The 13,386-nt window shown below is 69.3% G+C and carries 11 protein-coding genes; 8 read left to right on the top strand and 3 right to left on the bottom strand.

Going from position 1 to position 13,386, the window contains the following annotated elements; all coding sequences use genetic code 11:
- Positions 1-16: 16 nt before the first annotated feature.
- The gene (gene groES / locus OTERR_RS03150; RefSeq protein ID WP_054621063.1) at positions 17-307 is read right to left on the bottom strand and encodes a co-chaperone GroES; all 291 of its coding nucleotides are present in this window, start codon (positions 305-307) and stop codon (positions 17-19) included.
- A gap of 622 nt (positions 308-929) precedes the next feature.
- Here groES and OTERR_RS03145 point away from each other — a divergent pair.
- From OTERR_RS03145 to OTERR_RS03120, 6 genes are all read left to right on the top strand, one after another.
- Complete coding sequence (locus OTERR_RS03145) at positions 930-2,048, top strand: SDR family oxidoreductase (protein ID WP_187775290.1); 1,119 nt, start codon at positions 930-932, stop codon at positions 2,046-2,048.
- 473 nt (positions 2,049-2,521) lie between these two features.
- Complete coding sequence (locus OTERR_RS03140; RefSeq protein ID WP_149424833.1) at positions 2,522-2,872, top strand: ArsR/SmtB family transcription factor; 351 nt, start codon at positions 2,522-2,524, stop codon at positions 2,870-2,872.
- A 43-nt stretch (positions 2,873-2,915) separates the two neighbouring features.
- Positions 2,916-3,260: a carboxymuconolactone decarboxylase family protein gene (locus OTERR_RS03135; protein ID WP_054621060.1), complete on the top strand. Its 345-nt coding sequence runs from the start codon at positions 2,916-2,918 to the stop codon at positions 3,258-3,260.
- Positions 3,261-3,352: 92 nt separating this feature from the next.
- Positions 3,353-4,459 (top strand): efflux RND transporter periplasmic adaptor subunit, encoded by a 1,107-nt coding sequence (locus OTERR_RS03130; protein ID WP_149424832.1) that lies wholly within the window; start codon positions 3,353-3,355, stop codon positions 4,457-4,459.
- Positions 4,456-7,788, top strand: coding sequence for an efflux RND transporter permease subunit (locus tag OTERR_RS03125; protein ID WP_149424831.1), 3,333 nt, complete (start codon positions 4,456-4,458; stop codon positions 7,786-7,788). Before OTERR_RS03130 ends, OTERR_RS03125 begins: the two co-directional genes overlap by 4 nt.
- Positions 7,789-7,815: 27 nt before the next feature.
- On the top strand, positions 7,816-8,061 hold the full coding sequence (locus OTERR_RS03120; protein WP_149424830.1) for a YgaP family membrane protein: 246 nt from the start codon (positions 7,816-7,818) through the stop codon (positions 8,059-8,061).
- Between the two features lie 8 nt (positions 8,062-8,069).
- On the opposite strand, the gene OTERR_RS03115 is transcribed toward OTERR_RS03120, so the two are convergent.
- Positions 8,070-8,705 carry a cupin domain-containing protein gene (locus OTERR_RS03115; protein ID WP_149424829.1) on the bottom strand — a complete coding sequence of 212 codons (636 nt, stop codon included), beginning with the start codon at positions 8,703-8,705 and terminating at the stop codon, positions 8,070-8,072.
- Between the two features lie 24 nt (positions 8,706-8,729).
- A complete protein-coding gene (locus OTERR_RS03110) occupies positions 8,730-9,569 on the bottom strand; it encodes a MetQ/NlpA family ABC transporter substrate-binding protein (protein ID WP_054621055.1) in 840 nt (279 codons plus the stop codon).
- A gap of 226 nt (positions 9,570-9,795) precedes the next feature.
- Between OTERR_RS03110 and OTERR_RS03105 the strand changes: the two genes are divergently transcribed.
- Entirely contained in the window at positions 9,796-11,904 is a 2,109-nt protein-coding gene (locus OTERR_RS03105; protein WP_149424828.1) for a methyl-accepting chemotaxis protein, read from the top strand.
- The gene (gene dacB / locus OTERR_RS03100; protein ID WP_149424827.1) at positions 11,904-13,361 is read left to right on the top strand and encodes a D-alanyl-D-alanine carboxypeptidase/D-alanyl-D-alanine endopeptidase; all 1,458 of its coding nucleotides are present in this window, start codon (positions 11,904-11,906) and stop codon (positions 13,359-13,361) included. Before OTERR_RS03105 ends, dacB begins: the two co-directional genes overlap by 1 nt.
- Positions 13,362-13,386 lie beyond the last annotated feature (25 nt).

Raw genomic sequence — 13,386 nt, 5'->3', positions numbered from 1 at the left:
GAGGGGTCTGAAAGCCTTAGGCTTCCACCACGCCCATGATGTCTTCTTCGCGCATGACCAGCAGTTCCTGGCCATCCACCTTGACGGTCTGGCCGGCGTACTTGCCGAACAGGACGCGGTCGCCCACCTTCACTTCGAGGGCACGGACCTTGCCGTCTTCGAGGACCTTGCCGTTACCGACGGCAAGGATTTCACCCTGGTCCGGCTTCTCACCGGCGGAATCGGGAATAACGATACCGGAGGCGGTGGTGCGTTCGGCTTCGACGCGCTTGACGATCACACGGTCGTGCAAGGGACGGATTTTCATGGAGTGAGCTCCTGACAAAGTTACAGACAAAGACACGAAATAGCGGGCAGTTGGCGCGGGGAGCCGAGCTCACCCTGCGCTCGCCTGCCGGACCGGACGAGCCAGCCACAGAGGCTGTTAGCACTCACCCGTGACGAGTGCTAATAATAGGGACGGCCCAAGCGGTTTTCAAGGGCGGCCCCTCAGTTTTTGTTAGCCGCCGGCACCACGGCGGGGCCCCAACCCCCCGGGCCCAACGCAGTCGCCTGTTCAATCAATGGCTTAGGGGACACCGTGCCACGGCCCTGACGATTGCATCCCTCCCTGCCCCTGGCCGGCCAGGCGCGCGCGCGGGCGAGCTCCCTGCCGTCCTGAGCCTGGCGACTGCAACCGTATGCTCCCTGACGAGGGGGAGCGATCTCCCGCGCCATTCGGCGCCCCACCTCGTGTGTCCATCCCTCGCGCCACGGCCAGCCGCTGCCACGCCCCCCCCCTGCGCGCTTGACGGCAACGAGTACAAAGGCATATGACTGCATAAATTGCCAAAAAACCCCGTAGCCCGCGCAATCGCCCTCCTCCAGTCAGGTTCATGGAAGCGTCAGCGCGTATAAGTAACAATTTGCTTACATTTGCGCAGATCGTTTTGACCTACTCACCTCGTTTACTGATTACCGGTGGCACCGGCTTCATTGGCGCCGCCCTGGCCTCCCGACTGATCCAAACCGACCGCTGGGATGACTGCCTGTTTCTCGTCCGCGCCGACCACCGCGAAGATGGCCTGGCCCGGATCGCCCACGTCCTGCGCGACCACGGCACCCCCGAACACCTGCTCGATCGCCTGCACCTCGACCAAATCCTGTGCGGCGGGCTCAACAACGTCGCCGAATGGCAGGACGACCCGCGCCTGCCGTCCATCGTGGACGTGGTCAGCTCGGCGGCCGTCGCCTCCTTCGGCAACCACCCCTCGATCTGGCCCACCAACGTCGATGGCGTGCTGGCCATGGCCCATGCCCTCAGCAAGCGCTGCACCCTGCGCCGTTTCCTGCAGATCGGCACGGCCATGGCCTGCGGCCGGCAAGCCCCCGTCCCGGTGCCCGAGGGCTACGACGCGGGGGAGGAAACCGAGCACTTCCTGGAATACACGGCCAGCAAGTACGAAGCCGAGCACCGCATGCGCGAGGAGTTGCCGGACCTGCCCCTGATCGTGGCCCGCCCATCGATCGTGGTGGGTCACAGCCGCCTGGGCTGCGCCCCGTCCGGCAGCATTTTCTGGGTGTTCCGCATCGCCCGGGCCCTGCAATGCTTCCCCTGCGGCCTCGACCAGAAAATCGACGTGATTCCCGTCGACTACTGCGCCGAAGCCCTGCAGCTGTTGCTGGAAAAGCCCACGCTGCAGCACACGGCCTACCACATCACGGCGGGTGAAAAGCGCTCCTGCAGCTTCGGCGAGATCGACATCGCCATTGCCAACGCCACCGGGCAAACGCCCATGACGAAGACCTACAAGGCCCTGCCCTTCGAGGAAATCGCCAAGATGCAGGGGCAATTCAAGGAACTGCTGGGGCCGTGCAACCGCCGCATCGTCCTGCGCGCCATCCGCGCCTACGGCGACTTCGCCGCCATGGAAATGCTGTTCGACAACCAACGCCTGCTCGCCGAAGGCATGGCGCTGCCGCCGCCGCTGACCTCTTATGCAGGGCTGTGCGAACAGACCAGCCGGGATCATCTGATTTCCGAACAGATGAAGTTCGACTACAAGTAAGCCCCCGCTAAGCCACCCAGGCGCCAGCGCGACACTGCCCGGCGCCCTCGACAAGAGAAGCCCCTCTCCGCCAGGTGAGGGGCTTCTTGTTTGCGGGACCAACCCCGCGCCCTCCTCCTTGGCCGCTCCGGGCGCGGCACCGCTACCTGACCGCCTCGCCTGCCGGCCCGGCCTTGCCGCACACCGACACTGCGTCCGGATCCGCGAGCCCCCACACACGGGCCTGCGCATCCCTTCCCCTGGCCCTGCCAGGCTAAACAGCACAGACACAGCTGGGCGGATTGCATGCACCGGACGCCTCCGTCCGCGCCGTGCCAGCCCCCATCCCCGGAGGGAAACAGGCGATGAGGGAAGCGCCCCGAAGGCGGCCCTCCCGCAGCGCTTCCCACGGACGTCCATGCCCAGACCACGGCTCCAGCGGACCGCCTTGAAATATCATTGACTTCTAATTTAGAAAAATCTAAATTAGAAAAATGCGATCTTCCAATGAAACTTCCCGCGACCAGCCCGAGGAGGCGGCCGCCCCCAGCGACCTGCTGCACGACCTGCGCCCCCATGCGGCGTTGGCGGTGCGGCTGCTCAAGGCCATGGCCCATGAGGAGCGGCTGCTGATCCTGTGCCGCCTGCTCGCCGGGGAGTGCTCGGCGGGCGAGCTGGCGCGGGATTCCGCCCTCAGCCAGTCGGCCTTTTCCCAGCACCTGACGGTGCTGCGCGGCGAGGGGCTGGTGACCAGCCGCAAGGAAGCCCAGACCGTCTTCTATTCCCTGGCCCGCCCCGACGTGGCCGACATCCTCTACGTGCTCAAGCGCTCCTGCGGCGCCTAAGCCCTGTTCTTTCGTCCCGTACCTTTCTCCCCAGGAGCCTGCCATGTCGATCCAGTCCTACAAATCCCTCACCCAGGACGTGTCCGCCCAACTCGCCAAGCTGCGCCAGAGCCAGTCCGAGGTGATGGCCGGTTTCTCCCAGCTGGCCCAAGCCGCCATCAAGGACGGCGCCCTGGAGAAGAAGACCAAGGAATTCGTCGCCCTGGGCATCGCCGTGGCCAGCCGCTGCGACGACTGCATCGGCTTCCACGTCCAGACCCTGGTCAAGCTCGGCGCCACCCGGGCCGAGCTGGAAGAAGTACTGGGCACCGCGGTGTACATGGGCGGCGGCCCGTCCCTGATGTACGCCGCCCACGCCCTCAAGGCCTACGAAGAGTTCGCCGTCTGAGCGCCCTGCCCTCGCGTTCGCATAACCCCTCCGACCGCGCCGACGCCCCACCCGGCGCAGACGGGGGCAGACCCAAGCCATTCACGCCGCCCATGCCCATCCAGCCCTCCCGCCGCCCCGCCGCCTTTCGCCTTGCCCTGCTGGCGGCGCTCCTGACCACGCCTCTGGCCGTGCCGGCCCAGGCCGCCGAGGCCACGCCCCCGGCCCTGGCCGCCATCACCGTGGGCAGCCGGCTGGAGGCCGCCGCCTATCAGGCCGAAGGCCGGGTCGAGGCGGTGCGCCAGGCGGCCCTGGCGGTGCCGGTAGCCGGCGCCGTGACTGAACTCAAGGTGTTGGCCGGCGACCGGGTGGCAGCCGGGCAGATGCTGCTGCAGGTCGAGGGCAAGGCCGCCGCCGACCAGGCCGCCGCCGCCCACGCCCAGATCGCCGCCGCCGAGGCCCAGCGGGTCCAGGCCCGTCAGGAGTACGCCCGGGCCCAGGCCCTGGCGGCCCAGAAGTTCCTCTCCACCGCCGCCCTGGATCAGGCCGAAGCCAAGTTCCGCAGCGCCGAGGCCCAGGCCCGCGCCCAGATCGCCTCGGCCAGCGCCGCCGCCGCCCAGGCCGGGCTGTACCGCCTCACCGCCCCGTTTGCCGGCTGGGTGTCGCAGGTGGATACGGAGCGGGGCGACGTAGCGGTGCCCGGCAAGCCCCTGCTCACGGTCTACGACCCCTCTGCCCTGCGCGTCACCGCCACGGTGCCGGCCACGGTGGCCGAGCGGGTACGGCGCGACGCCCTGCCCGAGATCACCATCGCCCCGGACGGCGCCGCCCCGCTACGCCTGACCCCGAGCAAGATCACCTGGCTGCCCAGCACCGATCCCCTGGCCCAGACCCGCACCGTGCGCCTCGATCTGCCCGCCAGCACCGAGGTGCAGCGGCTGCCCCCCGGCACCTTCGCCCGGGTCGCCTTTCCCCTGGCCGCCGGCAAGGCCGAGGCCGCCCCCCTCACAGTGCCGGGCAAGGCCCTGGTGCGGCGTGGCGAACTGACCGCCGTGTATGTGCTCGACGCCACCCAGCGCCCCCGGCTGCGCTATGTCCGCCCCGGCGTCGCCCTGGCCGATGGCAGCGTGCCGATCCTGGCCGGCCTGAAGGCCGGCGAGCGGGTCGCCCTCGATCCCGAAGCCGCCACCCGCCAGGCCCCGATGGGGGCATCGCGATGAGCACTCCCCGCGCTACCGGGCCTCACGAACATCTGGGCCTGGCCGGGCGGCTGGCCGCCTACTTCCAGGACGCCCGCATCACCCCGCTGATCGCCCTCACCGCGCTGCTGCTCGGCCTGTTCGCCGTGCTGGTGACGCCCCGGGAGGAAGAGCCCCAGATCAACGTCACCATGGCCAACGTGCTGGTGCCCTTCCCCGGCGCCAGCGCCGCCGACGTGGAGGCCCAGGTGGCCCAGCCGGCGGAGCAGGTGCTCGGCCAGATGGCCGGCATCGACCACCTCTACGCCGTCTCCCGCCCCGGGTTGGCGGTGCTTACCGTGCAGTTCCAGGTGGGGGTGCCGCGCACCGAGGCCCTGGTGCGCCTCTACGACACCATCCACTCCCACGGCGACTGGCTGCCCGCCAACCTGGGCACCCTGCCGCCCCTGATCAAACCCAAAGGCATCGACGACGTGCCCATCGTCACCCTCACCCTGTTCGCCAAGGATGCCCAAGGCGGACAGAGCGCCACGGCCTCGCCCCTGGTGCTGGAGCAGGTGGCCCACAGCCTGGAAGCGGAACTGAAGCGGGTGCCCGGCACCCGGGAAGTGACCACCTACGGCGGCCCGCGCCGCACCATCGGCATCGCGCTCGACCCCCAGCGCCTGGCCGCCCAGGGGCTCACCGTGGCCGACCTGCGCCAGGCCATGGCCGGGGCCAACGCCAACCTGCCCGCCGGCGACCTGCTGGTGCCCACCGAGAAAGGCGCCCAGCGTCTGGCCGTCGAGGTGGGTCCCTTCCTCGACAGTGCCGCCGCCGTGGGCGAGGTGGTGGTGGGCGTCCATGGCGGCAAGCCGGTGTTCCTGCGCGACGTGGCCACCCTCAGCGACGGCCCGGCCCCGGCGACCCGCTACGTCTGGCACGGCACCGGGCCGGCGGCGGCCCAGGCCCGGAACGAGGCCGGTACTGAAGCCGCCGCCAGCAATACGACCATCGCGCCGGGCGCCGACCATCCCGCCGTCACCCTGGCCATCACCAAGAAGCCCGGCGAGAACGCGGTGGAGGTGGCCGATGCCCTGCTCCGCCGCGTCGACGCCCTGCACAACACCCTGCTGCCCGAGGGCGTGGAAGTGGCGGTCACGCGCAACTACGGCGAGACGGCCAACGACAAGGCCCAGAAGCTGATCCACAAGCTGCTCTTCGCCACCGCCTCGGTGGTGGCCCTGGTGGCCCTGGCCCTGGGCCGGCGCGAGGCGGGCATCGTTGGCCTGGCGGTGATCCTCACCCTGATGGCCACCCTGTTCGCCTCCTGGGCCTGGGGCTTCACCCTCAACCGGGTGTCCCTGTTCGCCCTGATCTTTTCCATCGGCATCCTGGTGGACGACGCCATCGTGGTGGTGGAGAACATCCACCGCCACCGCCTGCTCGACCCGGGCGCGCCGCTCCTGGCCCTCATCCCCCGGGCGGTGGACGAGGTGGGCGGCCCCACCATCCTGGCCACCCTGACGGTGATCGCCGCGCTCTTGCCGATGGCCTTCGTCAGCGGCCTGATGGGCCCCTACATGAGCCCGATCCCGATCAATGCCTCCATGGGCATGGTGATCTCCCTGGCCGTGGCCTTCGTCGTCACCCCCTGGCTGGCGGCGCGCTGGCTGCCCAAGCAGGCGGCCCACCACGACGGTCTGGCGGCCAGGTTGCAGCCGCTCGCCGCCCGCGTCTTCGCCCCCTTCCTCGACGACGCCCGGGGGCCGCGCCAGCGCCGCCGCCTGGGGCTGGCCGTGGCCGGGCTGATCGCCCTCTCCCTGGCCCTGCCGGTGCTGCAGTGGGTGGTGCTGAAGATGCTGCCCTTCGACAACAAGTCCGAGTTCCAAGTGGTGGTGGATATGCCCAACGGCACGCCCCTGGAAACCACCGCCGCGGCCCTTAGCGAGATGACCGCCTACCTGGCCACGGTGCCCGAGGTGGCCGACTACCAGGCCTACGCCGGCACCGGCGCGCCGATCAACTTCAACGGCCTGGTGCGCCAGTACTACCTGCGCGACGGCGGCGAGGTGGGCGACATCCAGGTCAACCTGGCCGACAAGCACCACCGCAGCGCCCAGAGCCATGCCATCGCCCAGCGGGTACGCCCGGCGTTGGCTGCCATCGGCGCCAGCTACGGCGCCCGGGTCAAGGTGGTGGAAGTGCCGCCGGGCCCGCCGGTGCTCTCGCCCATCGTCGCCGAGATCACCGGGCCGAGCGAGGCCGGACGTAACCAATTAGCCGAAGCGGTGCGCCGGGTGTTCCAGCAGACGAGCGGGGTAGTGGACGTGGACGGCACCCACAACGCCCCGGCGCCCAAGACCCTGCTGGTGGTGGACAAGGACAAGGCGACCCGGGCTGGAGTCAGCCAGCAGGCCATCGTCGCCACCCTGGCGGCGGGCCTGGCCGGCGAGGACGTGACCTACCTGCGCGACGGCGCCAAGTACCCGGTGCCCCTGCAACTGCGCCTGCCCGATTCATCCCGGGGCAACGACCAGGCCCTGCTCGCCCTCACCGTGCGCGGCGCCGGCGGCGCCCTGGTGCCGATCCGCGAGCTGGTCAGCGCCCGCCCCGCCACGGTGGACGAGGCCCGCTACCGCAAGGACGGCCTGCCGGTGACCTACGTGATGGGCGACGTCTCCGACTATGGTGATGGCCACACCCGCGCCGGCCTGCCGGACAGCCCCCTCTACGGCATGTTCGCCCTGCGTTCGGGCATTGGAAAAATCGTCGCCCCGGACGGCGGCCCGGTCACCGAGACCTTCATCCGCCAGGCCGACGACGCCTACCGGGGCTACGGCCTGAAGTGGGACGGGGAATGGCAGATCACCTACGAGACCTTCCGCGACATGGGCGCCGCCTACGCCGTCGGGCTGATCCTCATCTACCTGCTGGTGGTGGCCCACTTCGGCTCCTACCTGGCGCCCCTGGTGATCATGGCGCCGATCCCCCTCACCTTGATCGGCGTGATGCCCGGCCATGCCCTGCTCGGCGCGCCGTTCACCGCCACCTCCATGATCGGCATGATCGCCCTGGCCGGCATCATCGTGCGCAACTCGATCCTGCTGGTGGATTTCATCCGGCTCGAAGTGGAGGCCGGGGTGCCCTTCAAGGACGCCATCGTGCGCTCCGCCGCCACCCGGGCCCAGCCCATTGCCCTGACCGCCCTGGCGGCCATGACCGGCGCCTTCTTCATCCTCGACGACCCGATCTTCAACGGGCTCGCCATTTCGCTGATCTTCGGGATTCTCGTCTCCACCCTGCTCACCCTGGTGGTGATCCCGCTGCTCTATTTCGTCGCCTACCGCCAGCGCGGCGGGCGGCTGTAACCCCCACCTTGCGTAAAGGAAACCGCCATGACCGTTGAACGTGCCATCCGCTTCTTTGCCGGCCTGATGATCCTGATCAGTCTGGCCCTGGGCGCCCCGGCCAGCCCGCTGTACGTGTCGTCCTACTTTCTTTGGCTGACCGCCTTCGTTGGCGCCAACCTGTTCCAGTTCAGCCTGAGCAACTTCTGCCCCCTGGCCCTGGTGCTGCGCAAGTGCGGCGTGCCGGACGGCCCGGCTTGCGGGGCATCGGCCCAAACCCCGCGCCAGTCCTAGAGTTTGGACTAGGCCCTCTGGAGATCGGCCAGGGGCGCGGCTTTCAGGACAGGCATCACGGAAGTGCCCGTGTAGCGTGCCTCCCAGGCCGGTGCCCCGAGAAAGTAGCGCACCGCCTTGAGGCGCGGGTCGGCCCCCAGGGCGAACCAGTGCTCGGCACCGGCCGGCACTTCCAGGTAATCCCCGGCCGCCACTTCGAGCAGCACCTGGCTGCCGTCGGCGGCGACGAAGCCGAAGTAGCCGACCCCGTCCACCACGTAACGCACCTCGTCGTCGTCATGGCGATGGGGCGCGGCGAACTGCTCGCGCAGGGCCGCCAGGTTGGCGATGCCGTCGTGCAGCACCACCAGGTCCCGGGCCGGAGATTGGGACTGTGATTTGGACTGGACGTCGGTTTCAGGCGCTCGTCCGCCCCGCTCCCGCCCGCGTCGCACCAGACGCTCGACCCAGGGGGCGACGTGGACATCCACCGCCGCCAGCACCGTCGCCTTCTCCGCCTCGGCCAGCACCGGTTTCACCAGCAGGTCGAGGATGCGCGAAGGCGGCGGGCGCCAGTCCAGGTGGGCGCCCAGGGCCGCCACGGCCCGAGCCACCGCCGCCGGGGCGGCGACCACGGTGCCGTCGGGATGGATCAGGCGGGCCATGGGCTGGGGCCTCTCGCTACCGACTTACCAGGACGCCGTGTAGGCGCCCTTGAAGGTGGCGTTGATGAACTGCTTGACCGGTTCGGAGCGGTACAGCTTGACGAACTTCTGCACCGCCGGCGCGTTCTTGTCCTGCTCCCGGGCGGCGATGACGATGCGGGCGAAGGGGGTGCTGGGGTTTTCCAGGGCGATGGCGTCGCGGCTGGGCACCAGGCCGGCGGGCAGGGCGTAGTTGGAATTGACCGTGGCCGCGTCCAGGTCGTCCAGGGAGCGGGGCAGTTGGGCCGCTTCCAGTTCGACGATCTTGAGCTTCTTGGGGTTGTCGACGATGTCCAGCACGCTCACGGCGGAGCCCTTGTCGGCCTTGAGCTTGATCAGCCCCTGGTCTTGCAGCAGCAGCAGGCCCCGGGCGCCGTTGGACGGGTCGTTGGGGATGCCTACCTTGGCGCCGTTGGGCAGGTCCTTCAGGTGCTTGACCTTCTTCGAGTAGGCGCCGAACTGCATCAGCACCGCGTCGCCGGCCACGGCCAGCTTGTAGCCCCGGTCGCGGATCGAGGCGTCGAGAAAGGGCTTGTGCTGGAACACGTTGGCGTCCAGGTCGCCGGACGCCAGGGCGGCGTTAGGCTGCACGTAGTCGGTGAATTCGACGATCTGGATCTTGAAGCCTTCCTTCTCGGCATGCTTCTTAACCGCCTCCAGGATCTGGGCGTGGGGACCGGCGGTGACGCCGACCTTGAACGGTTTGGCATCGCTGCCGTCGCCGGCGTAAGCCAGGGTGCTGCTCAGCGGCAGGGCGGCGCCGAGGGCCGACACCAGGGCCAGGGAAAGCAGGGAACGGCGGCGGGAGAACAGGGAAGAGCTCATGAAACGATCCTATCCGGGCAAGAAAAACGATAGGGCGATGGTAAGCCGACCGCGCATAACCATTAATACTGCTTTTTCATTTCCATAAGCCACTGAGGAATATAGGTAGATATACGTAAGGAAATAGTTCTCATCTGACTGACCTATGTCAGAAGAAAGACTCATTACCTCGGTACTATCCAGCGTTGGGGGAGCCGTCCAGTAAATTGCATTGCATAGGATGTAAATGAAGATCAACCTGCCTATCACGACCAACGAAGTCCCCTTCCCCGCCAACAGCTACCTCGTCTCCACCACCGACCTCAAGGGCGTCATCACCGACGCCAACGAGGCCTTCATCGCCATCAGTGGTTTCTCCCGGGACGAGTTGATCGGTGCGAGCCACAACATCGTGCGCCACCCGGACATGCCGCCGGAGGCCTTTGCCGACATGTGGCGCCACCTCAAGGCGGGCCTGCCCTGGCGTGCCGTGGTCAAGAACCGCTGCAAGAACGGCGACTTCTACTGGGTGGACGCCTTCGCCATGCCGGTCAAGAAGAACGGCCAAACCGTCGGCTACACCTCGGTGCGCACCCAACCGAGCCGTGCCCAGGTGAGCGAGGCCAGCGCCCTCTACGCCTCCCTCAAGGCCAAGCCCCGCCCCTTCACCATCGCCCGCACCGGCCTGGCCGGACGGCTGGCCGCCCTGTCGCTGCAAGTGCGCCTCGGCCTGATGTTCGCCTTCATGAGCGCCCTGCTGGTGGTCGGCGCCGCCCTGGGGCTGTTCGGCATCCAGCGCACCCATGCCGACCTCACCCACCAGGTCGCCCACATCCAGGCCCCGGCGGCCAAGGCCCAGCGCCTCGTCTTCCTGCTCGCGGAAAACCGCTCCCAGGCCCTGCTCGGCCTGCAGCACGACCCGGCCAGCGCCTTCGCCCGTCTCCACGACCACCCCCTGGCCACCCACCTGGACCGCATCCAGGCCAACCGGGCCGAGATCGACGCCCTGCTCGACGAGTTGCAGAAGGCCGACGTCGCCCCGGCCACCCGGGACGCCATCGCCAAGCTGGCGGCCATGCGTGTGCGCTACGCCAAGGAAGGGCTGCGCCCGGTGATCGACGCCCTGGCCGCCGGCCAGTTCATGGCCGCCAACGAGCATCTGCTCAAGCAGCTCAACCCGATCTACGCCGAGCTCAACGCCACCGGCAACCAGGTGCTGGAGCGGCTGCACCTCGACGCCCAGGAGGCCCTGGCCAATTCGGACCAACGCGCCGCCCTGATCCAGAAGCTGGCCATCGCCGGCATCGTCGGTGCCATCCTGGCGGCCCTGGCCGGCTGGTGGCTGCTCTCCCGGGCCATCGTCCGCCCCATGGCCAAGGCGGTGCAGCACTTCGAAAAGATTGCCGAAGGCGACCTAACCGATACCATCGCCATCGACGGCCGCGACGAGGCCGGCCGTCTGCTCAGCAATCTGGCCACCATGCAGGCCCACCTCAAGGCCATGCTCGACAAGATCGCCAGCGCCGCCGCCGGCATCGACGCGCGCAGCACCGACCTGCAACAGCGCATGGTCGCCGTGCAACAACAATCGGCCCGCCAGGCCGACCAGGTGGCCAGCGCCGCCGCCGGCACCGAACAATTCAGCCACTCGGTCCAGGAAGTGGCCGGCAGTGCTGCCGAAATGGCCGACGCCGCCGGCAACGCGCGCCAACTGGTGGAAACCAGCCAGCAGCAGATCGACGCCAGCATGGTGGCAACGCAAAAGGTGGTGGACACGGTCACCGCCTCCAGCGCCACCATCGACGCCCTGGGCAGCTCCATCGACAAGATCGGCCAGATCACCCAGGTGATCCAGGAGATCGCCACCCAGACCAACCTGCTCGCCCTCAACGCCGCCATCGAGGCGGCCCGGGCCGGCGAAGCGGGGCGCGGCTTCGCCGTGGTGGCGGACGAGGTGCGCAAGCTGGCCGAGCGCACCACCCACTCCACCGCCGACATCGCCGCCACCATCGGCGAGATCCAGGCCGCCGCCAGCGAAGCGGTGCGCACCATGGACCAGGCCCAGGAGGAAGTGGCCAGCGGCATCGGCATGCTGAGCGAGAGCGTCGCCGGTCTGGCCGGCATCACCAGCGCCTCCCAGCAGGTGGCGGCCATGGCCAGCCACATCTCCGATGCCTCGCGCCAGCAGGGTAGCGCCAGCGAGGAAGTGGCCGGCAACATGGAGCACATCGCCGATCTGATCGCGCAGAACACCAGCAGCGCCCAGGAGGCTCGCGATGCCACCGAGGAACTGCGCGCCACAGCGGAGCGCTTGAAGGCTATGCTTCAGGGCTTCACCCTGCACCGACGCACCTGATGCTCTTCTTGCCCCTGTTCCAACGCCGCCGCCTTACCGCCGCGGCGTTTTTCCTGGCGGCCGGCCTAGCCCCGGCCCTCCAGGCCGCCCCCCTGCTCGGCCCGAGCAGCGAGCTACCGCCGGCAGCCCGCCAGATCCTGGCCCAGACCGACCTGCCCACCAGCGCCTTGGCGGTGGTGGTGGCCCCCGCCGACGGCGGCCGGCCGCGCCTGGCCCTGCGCGGCGAGGCGCCGATCCAGCCGGCCTCGACCATGAAGCTGGTGACCACCTACGCCGCCCTGGACCTGCTTGGCCCGGCCGCCACCTTCCGCACCGAGCTGCGCGCCACCGGCCCGGTGGAGGATGGTGTACTCAAGGGCGACCTGGTGCTGGTCGGCGGCGGCGACCCGCGCCTCACCAGCGAAGCCCTGTGGGGGCTGTTCCACAGCGTTCGGGCCCGGGGCATCCGGCGCATCGCCGGCGACCTGGTGCTCGACCGTTCCGCCCTGACCCCGCCGCCCCACGACCCCAACGCCTTCGACGGCGAGGGGCTGCGTCCCTACAACGCCGGCCCGGACGGCCTGCTGGTGAACTTCCACGCCCTCAAGCTGACCCTGGTGCCCGACCCGCCCCACCAGGCGGTGGACGGCGTGCTCGACACGCCCCTGGCCGGCCTGCGCGTCCTGTCGCGCCTGCAACTGGTCGCCGGTCCCTGCGGCGACTGGCGCAGCAAGGTCGAGCCGGCCTACGGCGAAGGCACCGCCACCCTGGTGTTATCCGGCAGCTACGCCGCCGAATGCGGTGAGCAGAGCCTCTACCTGTCGCCCCTGCCGCCACAACGCTTCGGCGCAGCCCTGGCCCAAGCCCTGTGGGAAGAGAGCGGCGGCGAGATCGTCGGCCAGGTACGCGACGGCAGCGCCCCGGCCGACGCCCGCCTCCTCGCCGCCATCGACTCGGCCCCCATCGGCGAGTTGGTGCGGGACATCAACAAGTTCAGCAACAACGTTATGGCCCGCCAGCTGTTCCTGCTGCTCGGCCGCAACGGGAGCCCGGACGGTGCGGGCACCCAGGAAAAGGCCCGGGACAAGGTACGCGGCTGGCTCGCCGCCCGGGGTCTGGCGGCGGACAGCATCGCGGTGGACAACGGCTCCGGCCTGTCGCGCAGCGAAACCGTCACCGCCGCCGCCCTGGCGAGGCTGCTGCAAAGCGCCTGGAGCAGCCCGGTAATGCCCGAGTTGCTCGCCTCCCTGCCGGTAGCCGGGGTGGACGGCACCCTCAAGCGCCGTTTCCAGAACTCCCCCGCCCGGGGCCGGGCCCGGCTGAAAACCGGCAGCCTGGACAACGTGCGCGCCCTGGCCGGCTTCGTTCCCGACCGCACGGGCAAATGGTGGGTGGTGGTGGCCATCGCCCAGCACCCCCGGGCCCGCCAGGCCCTGCCGGCCCTGGACGCGGTGGTGGATTGGGTGGCCGGGCGATGAGCCGCATCGGCGCCAGGGATCGCCG

It is taken from the genome of Oryzomicrobium terrae (assembly GCF_008274805.1).
GTDB classification, from domain to species: domain Bacteria; phylum Pseudomonadota; class Gammaproteobacteria; order Burkholderiales; family Rhodocyclaceae; genus Oryzomicrobium; species Oryzomicrobium terrae.
The sequence above is the reverse complement of the archived record's forward strand: the minus strand, read 5'-3'. Positions and strand labels throughout refer to the sequence as shown.

Coding starts and splice junctions, on each gene's coding strand:
- groES (WP_054621063.1), bottom strand. CDS start 307: ATGAAAATCCGTCCCTTGCACGACCGTGTGATCGTCAAGCGCGTCGAA.
- OTERR_RS03140 (WP_149424833.1), top strand. CDS start 2,522: ATGCGATCTTCCAATGAAACTTCCCGCGACCAGCCCGAGGAGGCGGCC.
- OTERR_RS03135 (WP_054621060.1), top strand. CDS start 2,916: ATGTCGATCCAGTCCTACAAATCCCTCACCCAGGACGTGTCCGCCCAA.
- OTERR_RS03130 (WP_149424832.1), top strand. CDS start 3,353: ATGCCCATCCAGCCCTCCCGCCGCCCCGCCGCCTTTCGCCTTGCCCTG.
- OTERR_RS03125 (WP_149424831.1), top strand. CDS start 4,456: ATGAGCACTCCCCGCGCTACCGGGCCTCACGAACATCTGGGCCTGGCC.
- OTERR_RS03120 (WP_149424830.1), top strand. CDS start 7,816: ATGACCGTTGAACGTGCCATCCGCTTCTTTGCCGGCCTGATGATCCTG.
- OTERR_RS03115 (WP_149424829.1), bottom strand. CDS start 8,705: ATGGCCCGCCTGATCCATCCCGACGGCACCGTGGTCGCCGCCCCGGCG.
- OTERR_RS03110 (WP_054621055.1), bottom strand. CDS start 9,569: ATGAGCTCTTCCCTGTTCTCCCGCCGCCGTTCCCTGCTTTCCCTGGCC.
- OTERR_RS03105 (WP_149424828.1), top strand. CDS start 9,796: ATGAAGATCAACCTGCCTATCACGACCAACGAAGTCCCCTTCCCCGCC.
- dacB (WP_149424827.1), top strand. CDS start 11,904: ATGCTCTTCTTGCCCCTGTTCCAACGCCGCCGCCTTACCGCCGCGGCG.